Here is a 26,183-nt window from a genome sequence, read left to right on the forward strand (position 1 = left end):
GAATACGAAACGAGCCTGAAGGGATTCGAACCCCCGACCCACGGCTTAGAAGGCCGTTGCTCTATCCAACTGAGCTACAGACTCACTACAGATGTTTTAATCTGTCGTTTTATTGCACACAATTATCGTGTCAACGTGTTATAGTCTATCATATTTTATTTGTTTATGCAAGCACTTTTTTTATATTTTTTCAAAAAATATTCAGCGGTTCAGACGCCTGCAGCCTGTCCCCGTTTTCACAGCCATAATATCTTTCAGACGCATTTACACATTCCACCGGATTCCGCCGTGGCTCATCTGATCGTCCTCATCGCTGGCGATCACATAAGCGGTTTCTTCACCTTTTAATATGCTGATTGCGATATCCTGAGGCACTCCGGCTCCGTCATAGGTGATCTTAAACAGATCGAATACAGGATCTCCACTGTGGCAGTTCAGATATCCCGCTTCTTCCTTGGTCGCTTTTCTCACTTTCAGCACCTTATAATAGCGGTCCAGACTGGCTCCGTAATCCCCTCGCAAGATCCGGTAAACGGAGAAATCTCCGGTCAGTTTATCGTAAATTTCCGGAAAACGTTTTGTAGGAATGTAACAGGTGTCGATCATCACCGGAATATCATCCGCATACATCAGGCGCTTCAAATAAACCACCTCGTCCTGCTCTGAAATCTGCAGATCATTGGCATAAGAGGGCTTCACATGTCCAATGGACTTTTCCAGCACCTTCACTTCCACCTTTCTGCCCTGTTCCTCCAATGAATCATGAAAGCCGGCCTGACGGTCAAAACGGCTGTGCATGGCATTATTCAACACAAAGGTGCCCTTTCCCTGCCTGCGGACCAGGATTTCTTCGTCGCAAAGTTCCTTTACGGCTCTGCGGACTGTAATTCTGCTGACCTGATATTTCTCTTCCATCTCCGCTTCACTGGGCATGCGGTCGCCGGGACGGTAAATCTGAGCCTTTATATCTTCCTTTATTGCATTTTTCAACTGTTCATACAATGGTGTCGAGGCATTTTGATCCAGCATAGCAGACTCTCCTTTTCTGTAAATTTCTCCACTCATCCTCCGGTCCCGGAAACTCAGCACTCATTCACAAATCTGGAGTTCTGCTCAGAATACATGACCTTTTACAAGTGACATCTTAATACCTTATAATATATTATATAATACTCGTATCATCAGATGCAACCTAATTTTTCGTATGCCGCCTGATAATTGTAACAGTTGAGCATTCCGTTATCTGTGCCGGCTCCGACTGTTTCTATGGAAACCGATATAACCAAAAATGATGCCTTAATCTCTGCCGCCGGCTATCCGCCTATCCCCTCCGTCTTCCCACGAAAGCAACAGCAAAAATCAAGACATCATCTGACTATGCTCCCTACGCCTGATCCGCTGCGTGAGGGTGTCCGAATCCGCCGCGGACCGTACAGGTGAGCGCCGAGCGCTCTGCTGCATAATCCAGCGCTTCTTCCATCGTTCTGCCGTCACCGTATGCGGTCAGGAAACCGGCGATAAAGCTGTCCCCTGCGCCCATGGTATCGATGGCATCCACCTTTTTAATCCCCTGGCGGTACATTTTGACACCGTCATAGAAGACCGCTCCTTTGGAGCCTCTGGTGATTCCCACGATTCCTGCGCCCAGGCCGTGTACCTTTTTGGCAAATGCCTCGCACTCCTCCTCAGACATATCCGAACCGGAGAAAAATGCAAAGCTCAGATATGGGCAGGTCCGTTCCAGATAAGAATCCTCTCTTCTGTCCGAAAAGTCAAAGGAAACCTTGCATAATTTCTGAAGCTCCGGCAATTCATATTCCAGATTGGAATAGCAGCTGGTATGGCAGATATCGTATTCCCCAATCACTTCCATATCTTCTTTTACAATCTTAATAGCGAATAAATGCTGACAGCTGTCCCTCGGTCCGGCCGCAAATACCCGGTCTCCGTCCTGTAAATAAACCTTAGGCTGGGCCGTATGGGCATAGACTTTTCTGGAACGGTCATAGGTGACGCCTTCTTTTGTCAGACATTCCTTAATATAATCCGCCCGCTCGTCATTTCCGAACACACCGATGTAATTCACCTTTTCGGCGCCATTTTTCCGGCAGTTCACCGCCACGTTGACAGCGTTGCCGCCCGGGAAATAAACTCCTTCATCAATGTAGCAGTCCGTAACATTATCTCCTATTGCAATTAACTTCATATCCTCATCCTATCCTTTCACAGCTCCGGCGGTCATACCTCTTACAAAACTCTTCTGCATTATTATAAACAGCGTAACAATCGGAAGACAGGCGATTACCATACCGGCTAATACAACGCCCCATTCCGTCATCAGTCCATCCCTGAATGTCATAAGTCCCACCGGTATGGTGCGGAGTTTGGAGCTGTCCACGAAAATCGTGGCAAATACGAATTCATTCCATGCATAATATGCTGTCATAATCACTACCGTTGAAAGAATCGGCTTGGATAACGGCAGATAAATATTCCTGTAAATCTGCATCAATGTGGCCCCGTCAATGGTAGCCGCTTCTTCCAGTTCCTTTGAAATCCCCACAAAGAAAGAGCGGATCAGCATGATGGAAACAGGAAGGCGGAATGCAATATATGGCAGAATCATCGCCCAAAGCGTATTTTTGATCTTTAAGGACTTTAACAGCATGAACAGGGGCAACAGGCATACCTGCGGAGAAAGCAGGATGCCGCACATGCAGAACAGAAACAGTGCATTGCCCAGCCTGCCTCTCAGCTGGCAGATGCCGAATGCTGAAAAGCTGGCCACAAATACCACGCCGATCAGCGTGCAGAGCGTTACAATGGCGCTGTTGACGAAATACTGGGATATTCCTTTATGCCACGCAGTCGCATAATTTTCAATATGCCAGATATCCGGAAATCCCCAAACATCGCCGTAAATTCCCTGGTAATCTTTAAAGGAGGACATCAAAATCCAAAACAGGGGATAGAGAATTAAACCGGCCAATACCAGCAGGATCACGATCCAAAGGATTTCCCACGGCCCATATACCCTTCTTTTTTTCAAATGACCTTTTTTCATTACCGTTCCTCCTTTTCCGTTCCATAGCTGAAGAACTGTACGGAAGACAGAACCGCTGTGATGACAAATATCAGCATTGCAATGGTGGATGCATAGCCCATGTTGTTCTTAACAAATCCCGTCTGGTACATATGCAGGGACAATACCATAGTCGCCGTACCCGGACCTCCTCCGGTCAGAATATAAGGCTCGTTGAATACGGTAAAAGCGCCCACCACGGTTAAAATCATGGTTACAAAAAACATCTGTTTTACCTGCGGCACAGTAATATAGAAGAAACGCTTAATCTTTCCGGCTCCATCCACTTCGGCCGCTTCGTATAAATCTCTCGGAATCTTTTGGATGGCAACGATGAACAGCATGGTCACGTAACCCGTACTCTGCCATTGGGAAACTGCGATTATCGCATACATCGCCGTCTTTTTGCTTCCCAGCCATATTCTTGTCAGATCGTCAAGTCCGATTGTCTGAAGAAAGCTGTTTAAAAGTCCCATCTGCGGATTGTAGACAAATTCGAACAACAGGCAGACTACAGTCATGGAAATCACAGTAGGAATAAAGTAAATGCTCCGCAGCACCGGCGCAAAGCGGTGGAAAGCCACATCCTCCAGCACCGCAGCCAGTACCAATCCGAATCCCACCTGTATCACGATCGAAATAAGTGCATAGAGAATATTATTCTTTAAACAGGTCAGAATAATCTTATCCGTAAACAGATGTCTGTAGTTATCCAGGCCCACCCACTGCTTCACTGTAGACGACAGGGTAAAAGACTGGAAGCTGTAAATTACATTTTTAATCAACGGGAAGTATACGAATAATCCCAAAATCAGAATACTTGGTATCACGAAAGCCAACGCTTCCATATTTCTCTTTTTTCTCAAAATGAACCATCCCATTCCTTATACTTAGTGTAAAGAGGCGGCTGCTTCCTTTACCTGTTCCATCACGCTTTCCGGTGTCTCATCGCCGGTTGCAATCGCCTGCGCTCCCTGTCCGTATACCGTATAGACAGAAGCATCACATGCATTATCAAACCACGGCACTAATGTGGACGCTGATTTAATAATATCCATAGCCTCTAACTGTGACGGCAGAGCATTGCTCTCATCCACAGCTCCGTCCACGCTGGAGATATCTCCGCATTTTGTAGTAAGAGCTTCTCCGCCCTTTTTGCTCACGAGCCATTTTAAAAACTTCACGCACTCTTCCGGATTTTTTGCTTTATTACTAATCATAAAACCTTCCGGCGCTCCGGTCAAGCCATCCGCATCTCCCTTTCCTTCTTCAAAAGCAGGGAAGTTAAAGAATCCATATTCAAAGTCTTCCGGAATGGATTTTTCAAGCATTGGGATTTCAGCAAACTGGAGGTACATAATCGGCGCTTCACCGGCTGCAAAATATGTATTTCTGGCTGTTTCGTGGTCGATAGCCACACAGACATCTCCCATGTAGGAGGTCAGCTGCTGCCATTTTTTCAGTACTTCCACATAAGCAGGATCTGTAAATTCGCCTGCAGCCGCGTCATAATCCTTAGCCAGAACTTCCGGATCAAGCATTCTCTGGTTCATCGTTCCAAGGTAATGAAGAATCGCCCAGTTATCCGCCAGACCTTCTACCACAGGAGTTTCATAACCAGCCGCCTTTAACTGATCCAGCACGGCGATAAATTCATTCCAGGTTTTCGGTATCTCAATATTATTGTCCGCGAAGATCTTTTTATTATAGTAGAATACTTTGCCGTCCTGAGACCACGGAATTCCATAGGTCTGGCCGTCAAATGTAAATCCGTCCACGCTGGCCGGTGCGATCTTGGAAGCCCATTCGCTGTCCCCTTCATATACTTCGTTCAGAGACATCACATTGCCGGACGCGATCATCTCCTGCGCAAATGTTCCGGACCATGAGGAAAATACATCCGGTATCTCGTCGGTGCTCACCACCATACGGATCTTCTCTTTATACTGGTCGTTTAAAATGCAGTCCATATTGATGGTGACATTGGGATTCTCTGCCATATATTCGTCCACTAATTCCTTAAACATGGAGTTTTTCGGATCATTCGGCCAGCGGTGGAAGAAATTGATTACCACTTTATCGCCGCTGCTGCCTTCGCTGGCTGCCGCTTCCGTCTTCTTATCACCGCCGGCTGTGCTCTGGCTGTCGGAAGCCGAACCGCCGCCGCAGGCTGTAAGGGAAAGTCCCATCACTGCCGCCATGGTTAAGGCCGCTGCTTTTTTTAAACTATGTCTCATAATATAATCCTCCTTTTTCACCACAAGTCTCATTTTATACTATAAAGAATCCCGCAAGCGGGATTCTCCGCCTGAAGGGCTTTTTATATCATAGGAGCACTTTCCTATGATATAAAAAACGACGGAATTCAAGCCCCCACTCTGCCAGAACTCCGTCGTCCCATTCCTATCGAAATTAATATTCCATTCTCCACATATAACGGCGAACGCTTAAATCATGTCCTCTTTCATATGCGAAGGCGTCAGCCAGGGAGCGAAGGACAGCACCTGCCAAAAGCGGAGCAAAGTACTCTCTCACCTCTTCATCAATACCGGTCATATCAAATGTTTCCGCATCTACCAGCATGATCTTATCTGAATACTTCTTGCAGAAATCATATGCTCTGTCATCCAGCGGTCTGGTTGCTCCAACCCCTTTTATAATGATGAACGGAACGTCGAAATCCGTTACTTCAAATGGTCCGTGGAAATACTCGCCGGAATGAATTGCGCTTGAGTGAATCCACTGCATCTCCATCAGCAGGCAGATTGCAAAAGAGTAAGCCTCTCCATAGTTAGCGCCGCTGCCCATGGTGTAAATCAGTTCTTCTCTCTTATACTTTTTGCCCCATTCTTTTACGGTTTCTTCATACTGGGCTTTTGCTTTTTCGATCACGTCGTTCAGATTCGCTACGGATGCGATTCCCTTTTCATATTTCTCACTTGGATTAACCGCATTTAAAATATGGAACAGAAGGGAATATAATACCGCTTTATTCAAATCGCTGGCGTCTGCTTCTTTGCCCCAGTCATAGTGAATCGGGTATTCAGCCGCTTTCCATAATGGAGAATCAACCAGATTGGATAATGCGATTGTAGTAGCTCCCAGTTCTCTTGCAACTTCGGTTGCCTTAACTGTCTCCGGTGTATTTCCGGAATGGGAACAGGTAATTACAACTGAATCAGGACCAAGTGCCTTCGGCGCTCTATGTACGAATTCGTTAGATGAATAAATGCTGGCCGGAATTGCAATCTCTCTGTCAAAGATATACTGTGCCGGCATCATGAACGCCTGGGAACCGCCGCATGCCACAAAATAGAAATGGTTAAGGTTCTTCTTTGCTGCCACCGCTGCGACTGCTGTCTTAATCTGATCAATGTGTTCTTGTCTCATAATTTCTCCTCCATTTTAGAAATGTTATTATATATTGTTATATAACGTTATATGATGTATTTATATAATAACCTATGACGAGTTATATGTCAATACTTTATTTGATATTTTTACCAACTAAATTATAAAAAGAGGTAAAAAACTATATAAAATGCCTCAGATGAGGAAAGAAAAAGCCAAAACGAATGCTGCGTTTTGGCTCTTTCTTTCCTCATCTGAGGCGTAATTTAATTTTATCTCACTGGCAATTCTCCGGAACTTCCAGCCCAACCCGTATATACTGCTCCTTTGGGCTTTCATTTTCTCTCATCAAAGTTACCATCTGTCTGCAAAGCTGTTCTTCAATCTCCGGAGCATTTAAAGGATTCTTCTGCTCCGGATCTTTCTTTCTGTCAAACAGAAGAGTTCCATATTTTGTATGGTCACTGTAGCGGTAATAACGTTTTTTATCATACCGTTCGTCCACAGGAATTTTCAATACCGGAACATGATCATTAAATTCAAAGCCAGTATAAAGCACGGAATCAGCTTGTTTCAATTCCTCTTTACACATGGGTTTTGTAATGTGACAAGGCATCAACGTATACTGAAACAACGGGGCATTGTCCTTATTCACGGCGCTTCTCATATAGGTGTATGTCCCGTCTGTTATATTAATATGCATTCCGTGATATCCATATAATATGGCATTGTGAATCGGCTGGCTGTCCTTTATTACCGCACCGATATCCTGCCCAAGCATATGTTTCCCCTTTTGTAACCCAAACCATTCTAAGATTGTCACCGGAATATCCGGCGTCTGAGCCAGCATATCCCTGCGGGTTCCATCCATGCAACTGTAATCAGGGTGATGGATAAAGAAAGGAAGATTGGCCAATTCATCATAAACAGGCATATAATTTTTTCCGGTATACCCTTTTTCCCCAAGAAAATACCCGTGGTCGGTATTCACTATCAGCATAGTATCCTTCCACAGATCATACTTATCGAAAATATCCAATATCTTCCCCAGATATTCATCACACATAGTTATCAATGCCGCATAATTAACAATATATGATTTTAATTTCTCTTCGTCTCCGTCACCAACCGGACAGTACTGGGGCCAATCTACGGTATCCGGCAGATCTGTGTATAGCTCTTTAAAACGTTCCGGCACAAAAAAGGGCTCGTGAGGATCAAAATATTCCAACTGGAGATACCAGTTATCTTTATCCTGATTCTTTATCAGAAAATCACTGCCCTCCCGAAAACACCGCACATGATAATGATCCTCTTCCCAAACCATTGACGTTCGGTTTATCCGGTCATGTTCATAGTAAGTGCCGTTTAAATTGCCGGCATCCGGAATCCAGTGATCGCCTTCCTGCCCTCTGATAAAGGAAAAAGAGGCGAACCGGTTTTGATAATTGGCTCCTCCGTCATCCCAATAATGGCAATGATCTGTAATCAAATGGCTGTAAACACCATTTTCCTTTAACAACTCCGGCATAGATTCATCAAATGGCTCGCAGGGGCTCCAGCCCCGGTGTAAAAAATTAAGGCGGCCTGTATGTAATTCCCGTCTTGCCGGCATACACGGTAGGCTGCCGGCATAAAAACTGTCAAATACTACACTATGTTCTGCCAGCCTCTGAAAATTAGGGGTTTTAACCCAATCATTTCCATAAGGGCTGAGATACCTTTTATTTAAGGAATCATACATAATCATAACTGCTCTCATACTCAAAGCCCCTTTTTAATCACTTATTTAAAATGATTCTTCAATTAAAATATTCGATGGTATATAATGGTTCTTCTCCTCAGGAAGATTTCCGGTCAAAAGATAATTAAGAATCTCTCTTCCCGCATAATAACCATGTCCATAAGAAGTTTCCTCAATGGCAAATGTAATTTTGCCCGCCTGTATGTACTCCTTCAAATACTCTTTGCTTCCAAAAGAAAACACTACCAAATCCTTTTCTCTTTTTTGTTCAAGCACTGCCTGATGTACAGCGCCCAAATGCCTTGTATGTGCATATAACGCCTCTGTTTTCGGATATGCCTGCAGTGTCTCGAGGGTTTGGGCATATACCTCCTCAGCCGTCTCCTGATACTCAATCATCTTATGAACACAGATATCCTTTCTGGCCTGTTTTAAATACTTAGTAAAACTGTCGCTTCTCTGTATTCTGGCAAAAATAATCTTTTTAATTGATAAAATTGCAACCTCATGTATATCAGGAATACATTTAAGCAGCATATTGGCTGCCATGCGCCCCTCTTTCACAAGATTCTGCCCTACAAAGCACAAGGGCTCAAAACCATCCAGGTTAGAGGTACAGGTAACAATCGGCATTCCGTTATTCTGCATATCTGCAAGCTGTGTTCTGATCCGCTGGTCATTCACCGGTTTTATAATCAGTCCGTCATACCCGGTTTCATCACTTGAAATCTGCTCCAGATACTCCAGTTCTTCCTCTGCCCCTCTGTCATATAGATAAAAATATTCAAACGCTACATTATAGTCTTTCCACTCTTTAAGCACCGCTTCCAGACCGTCTTTTACCTGTTCCGAAAACAAATTCTTACCAGGATTATTAATGATTACAGCTACCCGCAGATTTTTTTTCCTCATCATCATGGCCCGGGCCAGCAAATTCGGCTCATACCCTTCTCTTCGGCAAATCTCAAGAACCAATTCGGCTTTTTCCTTTTTCACCTTCCCGCGATTATGCAGTACACGGTCTACGGTTCCTACGGATACGCCTGAAATCTGTGCAATTTCCTTAATAGTTATATTAGACAACTTGTATTCCCCCATATGGTTTAGTCAGATATTTCGACTGTTCGAACTACAATCCAATCTGATTGTAACCCAAAAAGCAGAATCCGTCCATTGTCAATTAATCCAATCGAAACCCAGACGAATATATTGTTCCGGAGGAGCCTCATTTTCCTGCATCATTTTTACCATCTGTTTTTCCATCATATGCTCAATTTTTTCGTCTGCGATCGGATTCTGCTGCTTAGGGTCCGCTTCCAAGTCATACAATGCAGTCACAAGCGTATTTTTCATGGATATATCCCCGGAGCCATCCTCAGCAGCATTGATTTTCATCACCGGCATTCCCTTCGTGAATCCAAATCCCTTATGCATAACCGCACTTTTCATCTCCTCCGGTGAAAACATGCACCGCATATGAGTCGGCATGAGCGTATAGTTGTAAAGAGGACGGTTTTCAGTGACAGGGCTTCTCATATAGACATAGCGGCCATCTGTTATGTTCACCTGTGCGCCATGCATTCCAAACAGAGCATAGTCCCTGACTTTTTTATCATTCTCTATAACCGGTGCCAAATCACATCCATTCATATCGGCAGCCGCTTCAAGTCCGAAGTACTTCAGTATAGTAACCGGAATATCAATATTCTGAACCAGAGAATCCCTTCGCTGCCCTGCTTTTTTGCTCCTTGGATCACATATAAACATGGGAATATGCGCTGTTTCGTTATACCACGGATGCAGGCTTTTTGCCCACAGGTCATGTTCTCCCAGCAGAAAACCGTGGTCGGTATTGACAATCACCAGAGTTTCCTTCCACATATCATTTTCATCCATAAAATCCAGAAACTTTCCTAAATACGCATCGCACATGGATAAAAGAGCCGCATATTCATAACGGCAGTGCTGTACTTCCTCCGGGGTTTCTGTCACAGGCCCATACTCAGGCCAGTCAAACTGCGGCCCGTCGTAGTTGTGAGGATACAGCTCCTTGTAGCGCTCGGCAGCGAAAAACGGTTCATGCGGGTCAAAACATTCCCAATGTAAAAACCAGTTGTCTTCCTTTTTATTTGTTTCCAAAAATTCAAGCCCCAGACGGAATACCTCTGCCAAAGGCTGCTTTTCTTCCGAATCAATATATTGCCGGTTCACCCAGTCCTGGCGCCATCCCCGGCCAAGGTGTTCGGGAACCTCAGGAGACTTAACCTGCCCCTTCCATTTATCCGCTTCCTGTCCCCTTACAATTTCCCAACTGTCATACCTTTGATGATAGGTCGCGCCGCCATCTTCCCAATAGTGCTGGTGGTCGCTGATCATATGGGTGTAAATTCCATTTTTCCGCAGAATTTCCGGCAGCGAATCATCAAACGGTTCCAACGGCCCCCATCCCCGGTGTAAAAAGTTGTACCTACCGGTATGCAGTTCTCTGCGGGCCGGCATACAGGGCAGACTTCCGGCGTAACAGCGGTCGAAGGTAATTCCATGTTCCGCCAGTCTTGTAAAATTGGGGGTTTTTGTCCAGGCACACCCGTATGGCTCCAATAAATGCCGGTTTAATGTATCAAACATAAGCATAATTGCTTTCAATCTGCGTCCACTCCTTTACTTCTAACACAACATTCGGATTATTTCTCTTTTGGTCTTCGATATGCCGGAAGAACACGGCCGGCTTTTAATCTGCCGTCTGCATCCAGCATATCGTCCTCCGGCCGTGACCGGTATTCCTCAATCACCAATTCCCTCATATGTTTAAGAACATCCTTTTGCGTATTATCCTCTGCAAGATTTTCCCGCTCTTCCGGGTCAGCTTCCAAATCAAACAAATACTCACTCCCAAGCCAGCTGTTCCATATGTATTTATAACGGCGTCCGATAACGGCTGCTCCTCCGGTAGTGATCTGCCTGTTGCTCCTGTAATTTTCGCTGAATATGTAGTCTCTCAGCTCCGGATGCTTTATCAGTCTGCATAAACTTCTTCCATCCACATCTTCAGGGCACTCCGCACCACATATGTCTGTAAAGGTAGGATACAGATCCAGCAAACTTACAGGAATATCTTTTCTCGTTCCTTTTTCTTCGTCCAAAATGCCCTTCGCAAACTTTATGATAAAAGGGATTCTGGCCGATCCCTCAAAAAACGGCCCTTTTCGAAACATATTGTGGTCTCCCAGCATCTCTCCATGATCTGATACAAATGCTATCGTTGTATTTTGATACAGCCCCTGTTTTTTGAGATAATGAATCAAACGTCCAACCTGTCTGTCAATATGGGTAATGCTGGCATAATAAGCTTTCTTCGCCATACCCAAATATCTCCTGTTGATCCTGCCTTCAAACGGATCACTGCAATAGGTATCCTCATCAAACTGCGGAGCCCAGTTCCCCACTACCGGTTCCGGCAGCTCCTGCTGCGCATATAAATCTAATATATGCTTTGGAGGATCAAACGGGGGATGTGGGCGCTGAAAACTAACCTGCAGATAAAACGGTCTTACCGGGTCCCGCAGTTTTAGCTGTTCGATCGCTGCCGTTACGGTCCACTCCGTAGGATGTAAACGGGAATCCGCATTCCACGGAATCACTTCCCACGCATTCGGCGAATACTCCTTAGCCGTATCCTTTACGTCCGGAGCTTCTCTGTCCAGCCAGAGGTGGTAATCACTGGGCGTTCCCCGTTCATCATTCTTCACTTCATATAACAGATTAACTTCAAAACCCAATTTACTTCTTAACGGTTTAAAATGATTTTTCCCCACGTTAATCGTCTGATAGCCATGCTGGTGCAAGGTATTCATAATCGTCTGCTGAAACTCCCATGGCTGAGAAAAATCATTGCTGAAAAAACCTGTATCCGCCGCCTTCCTTCCGGTTATCATACATGCTCTCGCCGGTATACAGGTAGGAGAGGGTGAATAAGCCCGTTCAAAATAGCAGCCTTCTGAGGCCAGTTCATCCAGATAAGGCGTCATAATATCCGTATTTCCCCCATAGCCAACACAATCTCCTCTAAATTGGTCAGCCATGATTAAAATTATATTCTGCATAATTTATCCTTTACTCTTTGTAAATTTTTCTTTTATTTTCTTTGTATCTGCTGTCAATGTAATTATAAAAACGACTGTCAAGAGAATGAAAAAGATACAAATTGGCCGTTTAAAAAAGATACTCAGGCTTTGGTCCGACATAACCAGTGAACGGCGGAAATTAAATTCCGACAAACTTCCCAGAATAAAGCCCAATACAATCGGTATTGCAGGGATTTTTACAATTGAGAATACATATCCCAGGAACCCAAAGGCCAGCAGGGTATATACCTGAATCATGCTGCCGCTTTCTGAATAAGCGCCTGCGATGCAGGTCAGTGTTAAGATGGGAATCAATACCTGAGACGGAACCCGGACCACATTAACAAAAAAACGGCACATAACATACCCTATAAAAAGCATAATGATATTCAAAAACAAAAAGCCAATCATGATGCTGTACATCTGCGAACCGCTGTTTTTAAATAGCAATGGTCCCGGAACTAAGCCATGAATCGTAAAAGCTGCCATAAGCGTAGCCGCTGCAGGCGCACCCGGTATTCCCAACGTCAGCGTTGGTATCAGAGCTGATCCGGTAACTGCATTATTGGCCGCTTCCGGAGCCGCCACCCCTTCAATAAAACCTGTTCCAAATTTTTCGGGAGTTTTACTGACTCTCTTCGCTTCATTATAGGAAAGAATACTTGCGATACCTGCTCCAACGCCCGGTATAATTCCTATAATACAGCCAATTACCGAGGACTTCATCATCAGCGGAACGCACTGTCTGATCTCTTTCAGGCTCAGCTTATCATCATGTGAAAAAACGATCTTTTTGATATCTTCCTGATTTTCATCGAAAATATCTCTGGCCTTATCCAGAATAACACAGATGGCAAATATCCCCAGCAGTACGGCCGACATGCTTAACCCGGTGGAAAGTTTAATATTGCCAAAAATAAACCTGGTTTTTCCTGACATTGTATCTGATCCTACCGTAGAAAGAAGCATACCGAGAGCTCCTCCGATAAGCCCTTTCCAGAAGTTCTTACCCGAAACTGCCGCAATTACCGAAAGTCCGAAAACTGAAATTGTAAATAACTCCGGCGGAGCAAACTTGATCGTCACAGAAGCAACTAACGGAGCGGCTATCAACAGCAGCAGCGCAGATATAATTCCGCCGATAACAGAAGCCACAAGCGCCATCATCAGAGATTTCCATGCCTGATTCTTTTTAGTCAGCTCATACCCGTCCAAGACCGTGGCCGCCGCCGAATTAGTTCCCGGCGTACCAAGTAAAATTGCAGTTACCGAACCTCCATATGTAGCACCGCAGAAGATCCCAAGCAAAAGAAGAAGCGCTTCCATCGGCTGTAATATATAGGTAACCGGAAGAAAAAGAACGATTCCAATATTAGCCGCCAGTCCGGGAATTACACCAAATATAATTCCGACAACCATGCCCACAGCAGAAAATACGATTACATTTATATCTAAAAAATTCTGAAAACCTTCAATGAACATCTGCACCCGTTTTTTCTCCTTCCTTTAAAAACGTACTCCAAGCCCCTTGGAAAAGGCCAAATAAATTATCACTGCTGCTAAAACAGCACATATATAGTGCCATTTGTTTCTGCTTTTGAAATATACTAACGACAATATAACAAAAAGGATGGATGCAGCCAAAAAACCAATCACCGGAATGGCTGCCACAAATAGGGCAACCATCCCATAATATCCCAACACTCTCGCTTCCTGCGGAAGATACAGTTCCTTATAAACTTCTTTATGAAACACCAGACTGCCTGCCACCAGGATAATACCAAAAACACCGATCAGAACAGTGAAAATCTGAGGAAACAGCCTGGCATTAACTGTAATGTTGTCGGATGCAGGCGCTCCTATCTGCATTGGAATTAAAAACCAGATAACAACAGCTGCCGCTATACATAAAATACCTGCGCATAAATTTGTTTTTATATTAATTCTCATGAAATCCCCCTGATCCCGTGCACTCATTAGTTACTGATCTTGTTGTATATCTCTTCTGCTGTTTTCTGAAGCGTATCAATCTGCTGTTTCAACTCATCACCCTTTAACGGGATTAACTCTCCGCCGGCTGCCGTATATTCTTCCATAAATTTCTCGTTCTCGTATATATGTTCAATAGAGGTTCTCAGATACTCAACAATGCTGTCATCCGTTCCTGAACGGATTGCAAAAAACTGTGTGGTGTCATAAGGTGCGTTAATACCAAACTCTGACAGAGGAGGCGCCGTTACTCCATTCGAATAGCTGTATGGCTGATCCGAATATACAAACAGGGGTACAAGTGAACCATCTTCCACATATTGTTTTGCTGCTGCCATAGAGGAAAGCACAACATCAGTTGTTCCTGCAATAACATTAACAAGCCCTTCTGAACCGCTTGAGTGAGGAATCGTATCATACTTCAATCCCAGCTCTTCGTATACTGCACACTGAAACAGGTAGTTGGCAACTCCTATGCCTCCGCTTCCGAATAAAAGCGTCTTGTCTTTATCAAAATTTTTTAAGTCTTCAAATGTCTTTATATTGGAATCGGCTGATGCAAATACTCCGCTGACCGCCTGGTTAAATCCAATAATCGGAGTAAAGTCATCCAGCTTATATTCCGTTTCGCTATAGAGCGGGGTTACGGTAAATAATGATGAAGGAAGAAATATAATCTTCTCCGTATTGGCATCCTCTGCTAAATAGGTAGTCGCTCCAACCGCACCGCCGGAGCCTTTTATATTCTCCACCACTACAGGCTTTCCAATCTCTTCTTCCAGGTAACGGGCTGCGATTCTGCCGATGACGTCCATATTGCCTCCTGCCGCTACCGGAACGATCATTGTCAGTGAACTTTTCGGATAATCAACCATTGGCTTGTCCTGTGTTTCAGCTTCCGCTTTCGTTTCTTTTTCTGCTTCCTGTTTTGCCTCCGCCTGCGTCTGTTCCTTACTTTGGCTCTCCGGCTGTGTTTCCACCTGCTTGCCTGAACAGCCGCTTGCCATAAGCATAGCTGCACATACCATAGTACACATAAATCTCATAGCCTGCTTTTTCATAAACTCATACCTCCATTTTTAATATTTTTAAAAGTGTGTGCGTTAACACTTTTTATTTATTATACATATTACACAAATTTTTGTCAACTCATTTACTAATCTCTTTAATTTCATTCATATTTTTCCCAACTGGTATTAATACAAAAGTGAAAAAATTATTCAAATTATTTCAAATGAAGAATTGTTTTTTACATTTAAACCCTAATATACAAAAAAGGTATTGCGAAGAACCGCATGGCCTGTTTGAAACAGGTTCCAAATGCGTTTTCGCAATACCTTCTAAACTCTTTTTAACTACGTTTTCTTTTTTAACTATTCAATTTCTTCCTGCTGATCGGTGGCCTTTGTCCTTTTTTATCGTTCAAAATGCTCACAAATCAAAAGATTGGACAATCATTTACACAGGTCGGCAAATCATTTGCCTAAAAAATATCACGCATAATGATAGTTCCCCTTATTCTTCTTCCTGAAGTACAGGCACAGCAGCGTGCTTCCCAGCTCCGCCAGCGGAATCGCCATCCACACGCCGTCCACGCCCAGCAATGCCGGCAGTACCAACAGGCTGGTGATAATCAGCCCAAAAGTTCTCACAAAAGAAATAACCGCAGACACTTTACCATTTTCCAGCGCCGTAAACAAGGCCGAAGAGAAGATATTCAGCCCGGAGAAGAGAAAACCAAATGCAAAGATGGAAAAGCCATGACTCGCCAGCTCATACACCGCGGTTCCTGTTCTGGCAAACACGGTCACAACCGCATCTCCGGCCCACCAGGCGAAGAGAAATACCGTAACGGAGGCTCCCAGTGTGAAAATCATAGAAGTCCGGTATACCGATTTCAGCTGGCTATGGTTTTTGCTGCCGTAGTTAAAGCTGATCACCGGGGATACGCCCTGAGAAAATCCCATAAATAATGCGTTCAGTAAAAATTCCGAATACTGGATAATGGTGATCGCAGCCACACCGTCCTCGCCTGCAAACCGCATCATCAAACGGTTGAACAGAAACGTGATGACGCCGGCGGACAGGTTGGTAACCATCTCCGACGAGCCGTTCAGACAGGCTTCCCCCAACTCCCGGCGGTCCCATTTTGGACGAACGAACCAGAGCGATTTTCTGGAACGGGTGAAATAGATCAGTCCAATCAGAGCCGGAATCATATAACCGGTGACCGTAGCGATGGCGGCTCCCGCAATGCCGTAACCCATAGGCACGATCAGCACATAGTCCAGCACAGCATTGGTCAGCCCGGCCGCCAAAGTCAGAAACAGGCCGATTCCCGGCCGTCCCTCTGTAATAAAATACATCTGGAACAGAATCTGAAGCATAAAAGCAGGCGCAAATCCCAGCTGCCACCTCAGGTAGGTAACGCAGTCCTTTAGCAGCACGTCGCTGGCTCCCAAAAGCCGGACGATGGGCGCTGCAAACAGATTTCCAAAGACCGCAATGGCCAGGCCGATTCCGATATTCAAAAGAATAATGGCAGTAAAGGTCTCCCTCGCGCTTTCCGCTTTTCCTTCCCCCATCTTTCTTGCAACGATGGCATTGCTTCCGGTGGACAGCATAACCGAGATTCCCAGCACAATATTTACTGCTGGATATACGATGTTAATCGAAGAAAGGGCATTGGTGCTGACAAACCGTGATACAAACATACCGTCCACGATGGTATAGAGGGACATAACCACCATCATAATCATGGTAGGAAGCGCGAACACCAACAGTGATCCAAAGGTAAATTTTTTTGATAATGAATAACTCATGTATAATACTCCTGTATTTTCACAAATTTCAGCCGCAGAATCTATGATATTCTATAGGGTAACCCAATAGTCAAGAGAAGATTACAAAGATTTAGATATTCCGGCAACGGATAATTTAAGCGAACGCAGACTTCGGGGATTAAGTCCCACTTGAAAATATCGGGACAATTTGACAGCGAAATACTATATAAAATGCCTTAAAACAGGAGATTGTGCTTTAATATATGGACCCTGACATATAAAAAAGAATCCCGCTTGCGGGATTCTCCGCCTGCGGCGGGTCGCTTCAGCGACATTATACCTCACCGCCGCAGTGCGATCCTGCCCGGAGGGCTTTTTGTATCATAGGATCACTTTCCTATGATACAAAAAGGTATTGTGAAGAACCGCACGGCCTGCCTGAAACAGACTCCAAATGCGTTTTCACAATACCTTCTAAACTCTTTTTAACTATGTTTTCTTTTCTGACTATTCAGTTTCTTTCTTCCTGCTGACCGCCGTATAAAACGCCAGCAAGATTCCCGATAAAATCATTGCCGTCTGCGCTTTGGCATTGGCCGAATCGCCGGTCTTAGGCAGTGCCGCCAAAGGCACTTCTCCGTCATCCACAACAAATAAGTCCTGGGCTGACGATACATTATCTACCGGAATCGCTCCCATTGGAACTGGCTCCGCCTGGATATCCACAGTTTCTCCGGCCCTATTCTGAGCCCCTGGTCCTTCCGATACATATCCGTCCTGCCTGCCGGGTCCGCCAAAACTGCTGCCTCCGGAAGTATTTCCTGAGCTGCTTCCGGCGCTTCCGCCATCTTCCCCGCTGGAACTATTTGAATCACCATTTGAGGATTCCTGGCTGCTGTCCGGGGAGGCCGGTTGATTGTCATCCGGGATCACTTCCTGATTATCATCTGGGCTGACTCCCTGGTTATCATCCGGAATCACTTCCTGGTTATCTCCCGGATTCACTTCCTGGTTATCCCCCGGCTTCACTTCCTGATTATCATCCGGCTTCACTTCCTGGTTATTGTCCGGTTTTTCTCCCTGATTATCACCTGAGGTTTCTCCTTCATTTTCCCCCTGGCCGCCCTCCGGCACTTCTCCCTGATTATCATCAGGCGCCGGCGCGGTATAGATATATTCATTGGTGAACGTCACCGTTATATTACATGGAAATCCCGATTTGATAAAGGAGCCCTCTGTTTCGGCCTGATCCAGATCTGCCTCTTCCTTGCGCGGATCATATTTCAGGACTTCATAACCTCTGTCTTTCAATGTTTCCGATACCGTATGGCTGTAAAGATAGGCGATATCCGCATAAGATCCGTTCTCACATTCATACCAGTTTCCGTCTTCATAATTATAGACCAGATAAGCTCTCCATTTATCCGCCACATTATTATTGCCTTCAAACAGCTTTGCTCCGGAATCTTTACTGATATAAGGAATCAGCTGTGGGGTGGCGCCAGGCTTAATATAGACATTTAAATATGCATTTTCTTCGGTCAGAACGTCTTTCGTCTCCAATTTGCTGGCTTTAGACATCTCCAAAATGTCTCCCAGACCTTCGTCAACCGCAAGGGGCCATCCTGTCGTACCGTCTTCAAAATTGTATTTGCAGTAATCCTTTACCAGTTTCTTTCTGTATTCCTCATTGTTCGGAAAGCTTGTAATCCCGAGAAGACGTTTTCTCTCATCGTCATTTTTACATTTTCTTGCGGCCCGGACTAAGGCTTCCGCTCTCTCGATTAATGAACCATAGGCGTCATTGCCGGAAAAATCGTCGTATCCATAAGGAAACTCTTCTCCCAGACTCTCTCCCCCGCCGGACTCTCCGGATACGGTCCAGTTCATCTTTTCTTTTTCTTCTTTTACACTTTTAAAGTTATTGTATTCCTGAGTCTTCTGCGTCAGTAAATAAACGGAATGAGGATTTACATTCGTAAATGTAATACGAGAACCTGCTTCCAAACTAAAGTTTATGGTATGAATTCCGCTTTCCTCATCATATTCAGAATCAAATGCGCCCTCTGACATCTCATTTCCATCGCTGCTGCTGAGTTTTAACGTGTAATCGCACACAGCGTCACTTCCATCCACGCTGCTGTCCGTCTGCTGATTGACAACCGTGATCTTGGACGCGTAAGTCTTCTGCAAAACAATGTCTCCAAGGGAAAAGCTGGTCATCACATAAACCGCATCCGCTTTCTTTCCACCCAGAACCGCATTCAAATTCATGCCGACTTCTGCTTCTTCTAACTCCAGTATCTCTTCTTCCTCAAGCTCATCTTCTTCAAAAGCCGCCCCTACAACCGGCGCTTCGTGTCTGGAAATGCTGGCCACAGGCGTTCCTATGTCCTCGCTGTCCTCAGATCCTGACTGTTCATCTGAACCATCCGCCTCTTCCTGTGAATCGCTCTGGCCGGATTCTTCGCTTCCTGATCCCTGTTCTGTATCTCCGGCTTCCTCTGAATCATCGGACGCCTCTGAATCACCGGCTTCTTCCGCTTCACCTGAAGAGCCATCAGAGCCTTCATCTGTAATTTCCTCTGAACTGCTGTCACCTTTGCTGTCTTCATCTTCTGCTTCTGAGTTGCTCACATCATCAAAATCCTCTGATTCCTGATTATCTTCTTCGGATACTTCTTCGGATTCCTCTCCTGCTTCGGAATTTTCATTTTGATCCTCAGCAGCTTCACTTTCATCCGTTACGTCGTCCTGATCCGCAGATTCTTCAGTACCAATGGTTTCTTCCTGGTCCTGAACTGCGTCTGTTTCTTCCTCTGTTTCCTCCAAGCGGGTCTCTTCCACGGATTCTTCCGTTTCCTCCGGCTGAGTTTCTTCTATAGAAACAGCAGTTTCCTGAACTTCTTTCAATTCCCCCATCTCTTCTTTTAGAGAAACGGCGCTTGCGATATACGCTTCCGGAGTAATACAATTACCGATGCGCAGGCTGAAAATCACATCTTTTTTAGAATGATTTGAATAGAGGACAATCAATGTTTCCTCTCCTGTCACCTGATAACCGCTGTCATCGGCCGTTATCTCTAATTCGTCCTCACCATCTTCACTGTCCAGCTCTTCCTCTTCCAGCTCCGCCTTACGGACAAATATGTGAATATCCGTCTTAGAGGGAATCTGCCCCTTCTTAAATGGGTAATTCACTTCATATAGAGGATTCGCTTTGCTTGAGGCCAGCAGCAGACTGTATTCTAAAAGCGTGCTTTCATCATCGCCGGTGAACTGATATTCTTCCAGGCTTTTTGCCATATGTCCACCGCGTATGGCGGTTTCAACCGCAGACTGCAGCTTATCCTGATCCAGGTCCACAATGTACTTTACCGCTTCTTCCTCTGCTGCTGTTTCCTGCACATCCGCCCAGGCCACATTATAGCAGGATATAAATACTACGCAAAATGATAAAAAGAAAGAAAAGCTTCTCTTCATAAACCGTTTGATTGTCCGATCCATATTTATACTCCTATTCATAATAATACGTTTAATAGCACCAGTATACCATAGCCCGGTTACAGTTTGGTTACATTTTATAGTTTTATTTTATATTCTTTGTATTATTTATATCTTCTTTTTGTAACTTTCAAATTAATCAGCTCCTGCTGCCTTGCCGCTTACAATAAAAAAACGGAAATTCTTCAAAAAAGAATTTCCGATAAAAGTAAGCGGGTGATGGGAATCGAACCCACGTATCTAGCTTGGAAGGCTAGTGTTCTACCATTGAACTACACCCGCATAGGTAATATAAAATTGTTAATCGGGGTGACAGGATTCGAACCTGCGACCCCCTGGTCCCAAACCAGGTACTCTAGCCAAACTGAGCCACACCCCGATCCGACAGAAAACTCCGCTTACGCTTGTATTTTCAGGCGCCGTTTCACAACGCAAGAGTTATTATATACTAAAGCTTCCGCCTTGTCAACAGTTTTTATATTTTTTATTATCCCATTTATTATCCATTGACAACAGTTCGTAACTATTCAGAGGGAACATTTTCTTACATGGCCAATGGCCATACAAAAGCCAGGAGGTTCCTCCGATGTGAATATCGATACAAAAATCCGCTTACAAACAAGCTTGACACTGATTTTTGTATCAATATTCCCGCCCTGTGAACAGTTACTACAAATAATTGAATGTAAAATGCGCTTCCCCATATCGGTCAATCTCCATAACCGCATAAGACGGCTTCCTTCCCTCCTGGCGGGGATAGGAAAGGCTGCCCGGATTCAATACCGTAACGCCGTCCCGTACTTCCATAAAGGGCCTGTGAGTGTGTCCAAACATGGCAATATCGATCTTCCGGTCCTTGGCTTCTTCAAACAGATGATCCGGTCCCAAAGATACATTATAATAATGTCCATGGGTCAGAAGAACGTGGTACTTTCCGATTGTGATCTCCCGTTCCCGGTCCAGGGCGGAGAAAAAGTCATTGTTGCCCGCTACCATTTCCAGCAGGCATCCTTCATTTACCCAGCCTGCGATCTTATCTTCGCTTCCCTCCACGTCGCCCAGATGTATCAGCATATCAATAGGAGACGTTTTCTCGATCACTGTTTTCAGGTTTTCGTCCCGCCGGTGCGTATCGCTAACAATCAGTATCTTCATCCGCTTTCCTCCCTAATATTGCGTTTAAGCGTTCTTTCATGGCCTCCAAAGCCTTTCCCCTATGACTGATCTGATTCTTTTGTTCGATGCTCAGTTGGGCGGAGGTCAGCCCGAATTCAGGTATGTAGAGAATCGGGTCATAACCAAAGCCCTCATTTCCTGCGGGTTCATCAGCGATCAGCCCTTCCATACAAGCTTCCGTATGTTCCACCTGTCCGTCAGGCAGCACTGCTGCTATGTTACACACAAAACGGGCGCTCCGTTCTTTGCCTTTGGCATCTGCCAAACGGCTTATGATGTTATTATTTTTTATCTCATAAGAGGTATCTTCTCCCATATAGCGGGCGGAATAAATTCCCGGTTCCCCATTAATATAATCTACCACCAGGCCCGAGTCGTCAGCCAGCACGATATCTCCGGTCTTTTCCCATACAGCCTTAGCCTTAATCTCCGCATTTTCTGCAAATGTCGTCCCATCTTCCACAATGTCAAGCTCTACTCCGGCATCCTTCATAGACAGGATCTCCATTCCCAAATCCGCCAGTATCAAACGAATCTCCCTCATCTTACCTTCATTTCCCGTAGCAAATATAATCCTATGTTTCATCATGTTCCTCCATTTATTTCAGTGAATCCCCGCGTTTGCCGCGATCCACCGTATATGCTTTCAGGCATAAATTGCAGCTCTGTTTTTCCTCGCTCCGCTCCCAGACGGTTCCCTTCAGGCTGATGTAGCCCTCGCCGTCCGTGATATCCACCTGAGCTTTATTGTCATCGGCATCGTATTCAATTGCCACCGGATGAACGGAACCGGGAGTTGTAATCTTCACGATCACCGCATATTCTTCCCCGTCATCCAGCTCAATATCCCTGTCAAAATCCACCGTATAAAATCCGCTGTTTGCAAAATTGCCCTTTGCCACCAGAGTCCGCTTGGAAAAATCCCGGCTCTCATCCAGATTCCGGGCAACATATACTTCATAATCCGTATCAGGCCCTGTGGCATAGAATCCTGCTGCCCGTAAATCCTCCCCGTCTCCGGCTTTATATACATTGGCAAAATAAGCGGTTTCCTCTCCATACCCCAGCTGGCCGATCCATCCGCAAAGATCCGTCTGGTAGATATGGTCATAATTATCAGGGTCTTCCACTCTGGTATAGAGAATATTATGGATGCCGATATTGGTATCATAATAGGACACATAAAAATAACCTTCGTCGCCGAATTCCTGCCCCCAGCTGTTCACACAGATAAAGGCCCCATCCCCTTCTAAATCCATGTTAAAATTCTCTTTAGGATAATTATCATCCCAGCCGATGATCACAGAATCATGGTTCGGTTTATCCGGCCCGATATAGCAGTAGGCATTGTTTTCCTGATTATAATACACAGAACGGCTTTTGTAGTTTTTAAGCGACGTATAAAGAGAGCTTTGAACGCCGCCATACAGATACACGGCTTCCTTTATCTTCTCATAGTCCTTGCTGGGCAGAATCTGGATCTCCTGGACATGTTTAACCGGGTCCAGATCATCCGGTGATATTCCGTCCCCGTAAGGATCGTCCTCTTCCAGCACCGGCCCCTGCCATGCCAGCAGATAGGCCATGGACATGGTGTACTCCCCTCCGTCATTCTGCGACAGATGGAAACTGTTGTTAATTGACATATGATCTTCAGACAGATCCATGGGATCTTCCGGCATTAAAACCGTTTCTAACGCCGTCAGCGATGCAAAAGACCAGCAGGTTCCCAGAGAGCCCTGATTTTTCACTGCCGGAACACGGCCTTCTTTCCTGTAATCATAGGCATAGGGGATAATTCTCATATTAGGGTTCTTGTTCACCATCGTCACCGTATGGGTTCCGATGTCCCAATTCATCGTATAATTCAGGCCCTGTTCAATATCCGTCAGAGGTATGTATAATTTTCCGTCACGGTTCACCACCGATTCCTCCAGCTCAACGCGAAGGGTGTTTTTCTCCAATACCAGCCTGGAATTATCATAATAATTTTCTGCACAGGAAAATGCCTTTGTCACCATCGACACCGGCATCATAATTTCCATACTATTGGAATCCATATATAGGCGGTCACGTGCTGTCTCAACCTGTTTGCCGTCTACCATCAGAATGATCGGCTTGGAATTCACACTCTCCGCAACCACAGTTCTCCACTCCACCGGCGGGATGGATTTCACATTTCCTTCCACCACCGCCTCGGAATAGAAAAACTCAACTTTCTGTACACAGGTAAGAATCAGCAGCAAACCAATAATAACCAGATATCTAATTTTGCGCTTCAACTGATTCTCCTACTTTTCTTTTTGGGGGTCTTGGACCCATAAACTGATAAAAATACGTTTTCATCATACCGTTATAGATCTTACGGTTTCGGTCCGCCTTTCTGCCCATATACTTTTCCGCATCTTCATAAGCGGTGATCAGGCAGGCTGACCAGGAATCCAACGCTTTGAACCGTTCTCCGATCTCCGTATACAGAGCCGGAAGATTTTCTTTCTCTTCGATACGCTCTCCGTAAGGAGGATTGGTAATAATAAATCCATATTTCTTAGGATGGCTCAATGCGCTGACCGGTCTCTGCTGGAAATGAATCAGCTGATCCACTCCCGCCGCCTCCGCATTGGCCCTCGCCGCTTTAATGATGTCTCCGTCCACGTCATATCCCTGGATATCCACCTGAACGTCCATATTGACCGCTTCATTGGCATCATCCATGGCGCCGTACCAATATTTTCTCGGCACCAGGTCTTTCCAGTCTTCGGAGAGGAAACTGCGGTTCATGCCAGGAGCGATATTGGCAGCCATCATGGCCGCCTCTATGGGGAAGGTTCCGCTTCCGCAGAACGGGTCCACCAAGATCCTGTCTTTATTCCAAGGCGTCAGCATGATTAAAGCCGCCGCCAAAGTCTCCGTGATAGGGGCTTTACTGGTTAGTGTTCTGTAACCGCGCTTATGGAGGGATTCTCCCGTTGTATCGATTCCAATCGTAACCTGGTCTTTATAGAGAAATACTCTCAAAGGATAGCTGCTTCCATTTTCCGGAAACCAGTCCATCTCGTACTCCCGTTTCAGCCGTTCGACCATGGCCTTTTTCATAATCGACTGTATATCGGAAGGGCTGAACAGCTTACTCTGAATGGAAGACGCTTTGGCAACCCAGAACTTACCGTCCTTCGGGATATATTCTTCCCACGGAATCGCCTTCGTCCCCTGAAACAGCTCCTCAAATGTCTCCGCGCGGAAACTTCCCACCTTTAAAAGAACTCTCTCCGCCGTTCTCAAAAATATATTGGCCCTGCAGACAGCGTCCGCGTCGCCTTCAAATGTCACTCTTCCATTTTCCACCTGGGTAATCTCATATCCCAGGTCTGTTATCTCCTTTTTTAAAACCACCTCTAATCCGAAATGGCACGGAGCAATCAACTCAAATTTTCTCATAATGTTATTTCCTTCAGGATCTCGCCTTCAAATGTGAGAATCTTGAACACATCCTCTTCCAGCACAGCATAGCTGTTAGGATTGCCTTCCTTAGGCAGGGATGTGGAACCAGGATTCAGTATATAAATTTCGCCCAGCTTCTTCGCTACCGGAAGATGGGTATGTCCATGAATTAAAATGTCCCCGGTCTGCATCGGAGGCAGATTGTCCTCGTGGAACACATGTCCATGGGTTGCATAGATGGTCTTGCCGTTTAAAGCTAAAAGGGCATAATCCGCCATCATGGGGAATTCCAGCACCATCTGGTCCACCTCTGAATCACAGTTTCCCCGGATCGCATAGATCTGATCCTTATATCCATTCAGCATGGCAAAAACTTCCTTGGGATTATAATCTTTCGGAAGTTCGTTGCGCGGGCCGTGATAGAGAATATCTCCCAACAGAATCAGACGCTGTGCGCCGGAATTTTTATATACATCCAAAACTTGTTTGCAGTAATACGCAGATCCATGAATATCTGATGCAAATAAATATTTCATAATTCTTCTCCATTCTATTGCCCGATGCGGATTCTCATCCGCACCTGCGGGCATTTATAACAGTATTTTAAGGCTTTTGCCTATCATCTGTCAATGAAGTTCTACATCCGTTCCAGATATTTTCCTCTATAATAGGTAATTCCATTGGCCACATTCACTGCCTGGTAGCCCATCTCACTCAAATACCGGCTGGCCCGGAGACTTTGTCCGCCTCTGGAACAGTATAAGATCAAGTCTTTATCCTTTGGTAAACAGTCCAGATTATCATCTATTTCATTAAAAGGAATGTTGACCGCCCCTTTAATATGGCCCATTTGATAGGAAGAACGGTTCCTCAAATCTATCACCATCATATCTCTTCCCTGATCCAGATAATATTCCAGTTCATTCAATGTAATTGTAGGGAATGACATAAAACCACCTGTCCTTTCTGAAGGATGTCTTAAAAGCCAT

The 26,183-nt window shown here is 45.1% G+C and carries 21 protein-coding genes and 3 tRNA genes; all 24 read right to left on the reverse strand.

Features of this window, described 5'->3' with window-relative positions; genetic code table 11:
• Nucleotides 1–10 precede the first annotated feature (10 nt).
• A tRNA-Arg gene (locus tag C0033_RS07830) sits at nt 11–84 on the reverse strand.
• 180 nt (nt 85–264) lie between these two features.
• Nucleotides 265–1,029, reverse strand: a complete 765-nt coding sequence (locus C0033_RS07835) for a GntR family transcriptional regulator (protein WP_103227313.1) — start codon at nt 1,027–1,029, stop codon at nt 265–267.
• 355 nt (nt 1,030–1,384) lie between these two features.
• Nucleotides 1,385–2,206, reverse strand: a complete 822-nt coding sequence (locus tag C0033_RS07840) for a PfkB family carbohydrate kinase (RefSeq protein ID WP_103227314.1) — start codon at nt 2,204–2,206, stop codon at nt 1,385–1,387.
• A gap of 9 nt (nt 2,207–2,215) precedes the next feature.
• Complete coding sequence (locus tag C0033_RS07845; RefSeq protein ID WP_103227315.1) at nt 2,216–3,064, reverse strand: carbohydrate ABC transporter permease; 849 nt, start codon at nt 3,062–3,064, stop codon at nt 2,216–2,218.
• Entirely contained in the window at nt 3,064–3,963 is a 900-nt protein-coding gene (locus C0033_RS07850; RefSeq protein ID WP_103227316.1) for a sugar ABC transporter permease, read from the reverse strand. The genes C0033_RS07845 and C0033_RS07850 overlap by 1 nt, the downstream gene beginning before the upstream one ends.
• A gap of 9 nt (nt 3,964–3,972) precedes the next feature.
• Nucleotides 3,973–5,319: an extracellular solute-binding protein gene (locus C0033_RS07855; protein ID WP_103227317.1), complete on the reverse strand. Its 1,347-nt coding sequence runs from the start codon at nt 5,317–5,319 to the stop codon at nt 3,973–3,975.
• Between the two features lie 175 nt (nt 5,320–5,494).
• Entirely contained in the window at nt 5,495–6,472 is a 978-nt protein-coding gene (locus C0033_RS07860; RefSeq protein ID WP_103227318.1) for an SIS domain-containing protein, read from the reverse strand.
• Nucleotides 6,473–6,710: 238 nt separating this feature from the next.
• Nucleotides 6,711–8,195 carry a sulfatase gene (locus C0033_RS07865; protein WP_103227319.1) on the reverse strand — a complete coding sequence of 495 codons (1,485 nt, stop codon included), beginning with the start codon at nt 8,193–8,195 and terminating at the stop codon, nt 6,711–6,713.
• A 27-nt stretch (nt 8,196–8,222) separates the two neighbouring features.
• Nucleotides 8,223–9,260, reverse strand: coding sequence for a LacI family DNA-binding transcriptional regulator (locus tag C0033_RS07870; protein ID WP_180994621.1), 1,038 nt, complete (start codon nt 9,258–9,260; stop codon nt 8,223–8,225).
• A 93-nt stretch (nt 9,261–9,353) separates the two neighbouring features.
• Nucleotides 9,354–10,823 carry a sulfatase gene (locus C0033_RS07875; RefSeq protein WP_103227321.1) on the reverse strand — a complete coding sequence of 490 codons (1,470 nt, stop codon included), beginning with the start codon at nt 10,821–10,823 and terminating at the stop codon, nt 9,354–9,356.
• 38 nt (nt 10,824–10,861) lie between these two features.
• Entirely contained in the window at nt 10,862–12,280 is a 1,419-nt protein-coding gene (locus tag C0033_RS07880; RefSeq protein ID WP_103227322.1) for a sulfatase-like hydrolase/transferase, read from the reverse strand.
• Nucleotides 12,281–12,283: 3 nt separating this feature from the next.
• Nucleotides 12,284–13,783 (reverse strand): tripartite tricarboxylate transporter permease, encoded by a 1,500-nt coding sequence (locus C0033_RS07885; RefSeq protein ID WP_242984455.1) that lies wholly within the window; start codon nt 13,781–13,783, stop codon nt 12,284–12,286.
• 24 nt (nt 13,784–13,807) lie between these two features.
• Complete coding sequence (locus tag C0033_RS07890) at nt 13,808–14,251, reverse strand: tripartite tricarboxylate transporter TctB family protein (RefSeq protein ID WP_180994623.1); 444 nt, start codon at nt 14,249–14,251, stop codon at nt 13,808–13,810.
• A 26-nt stretch (nt 14,252–14,277) separates the two neighbouring features.
• Nucleotides 14,278–15,351 carry a tripartite tricarboxylate transporter substrate binding protein gene (locus tag C0033_RS07895; protein WP_103227325.1) on the reverse strand — a complete coding sequence of 358 codons (1,074 nt, stop codon included), beginning with the start codon at nt 15,349–15,351 and terminating at the stop codon, nt 14,278–14,280.
• Nucleotides 15,352–15,783: 432 nt separating this feature from the next.
• Nucleotides 15,784–17,112 (reverse strand): MATE family efflux transporter, encoded by a 1,329-nt coding sequence (locus C0033_RS07900; protein WP_103227326.1) that lies wholly within the window; start codon nt 17,110–17,112, stop codon nt 15,784–15,786.
• 468 nt (nt 17,113–17,580) lie between these two features.
• Nucleotides 17,581–20,580 (reverse strand): doubled motif LPXTG anchor domain-containing protein, encoded by a 3,000-nt coding sequence (locus C0033_RS07905; RefSeq protein ID WP_180994624.1) that lies wholly within the window; start codon nt 20,578–20,580, stop codon nt 17,581–17,583.
• 208 nt (nt 20,581–20,788) lie between these two features.
• A tRNA-Gly gene (locus C0033_RS07910) sits at nt 20,789–20,859 on the reverse strand.
• 22 nt (nt 20,860–20,881) lie between these two features.
• Nucleotides 20,882–20,956 (reverse strand) — tRNA-Pro (locus C0033_RS07915).
• Between the two features lie 290 nt (nt 20,957–21,246).
• Nucleotides 21,247–21,732 carry a metallophosphoesterase gene (locus tag C0033_RS07920; RefSeq protein ID WP_103227328.1) on the reverse strand — a complete coding sequence of 162 codons (486 nt, stop codon included), beginning with the start codon at nt 21,730–21,732 and terminating at the stop codon, nt 21,247–21,249.
• On the reverse strand, nt 21,713–22,339 hold the full coding sequence (gene rdgB / locus C0033_RS07925; protein WP_103227329.1) for an RdgB/HAM1 family non-canonical purine NTP pyrophosphatase: 627 nt from the start codon (nt 22,337–22,339) through the stop codon (nt 21,713–21,715). Before rdgB ends, C0033_RS07920 begins: the two co-directional genes overlap by 20 nt.
• Nucleotides 22,340–22,352: 13 nt before the next feature.
• Nucleotides 22,353–24,035 carry a lectin like domain-containing protein gene (locus tag C0033_RS07930; RefSeq protein ID WP_242984445.1) on the reverse strand — a complete coding sequence of 561 codons (1,683 nt, stop codon included), beginning with the start codon at nt 24,033–24,035 and terminating at the stop codon, nt 22,353–22,355.
• Nucleotides 24,019–25,191, reverse strand: a complete 1,173-nt coding sequence (locus C0033_RS07935; RefSeq protein WP_103227330.1) for a class I SAM-dependent RNA methyltransferase — start codon at nt 25,189–25,191, stop codon at nt 24,019–24,021. The genes C0033_RS07930 and C0033_RS07935 overlap by 17 nt, the downstream gene beginning before the upstream one ends.
• Nucleotides 25,188–25,730, reverse strand: coding sequence for a phosphodiesterase (yfcE, locus tag C0033_RS07940; RefSeq protein WP_103227331.1), 543 nt, complete (start codon nt 25,728–25,730; stop codon nt 25,188–25,190). The genes C0033_RS07935 and yfcE overlap by 4 nt, the downstream gene beginning before the upstream one ends.
• A 101-nt stretch (nt 25,731–25,831) precedes the next feature.
• Entirely contained in the window at nt 25,832–26,143 is a 312-nt protein-coding gene (locus tag C0033_RS07945) for a rhodanese-like domain-containing protein (protein WP_103227332.1), read from the reverse strand.
• Nucleotides 26,144–26,183 lie beyond the last annotated feature (40 nt).

Source organism: Clostridium sp. chh4-2, assembly GCF_002899675.1.
Taxonomy (GTDB): domain Bacteria; phylum Bacillota; class Clostridia; order Lachnospirales; family Lachnospiraceae; genus CHH4-2.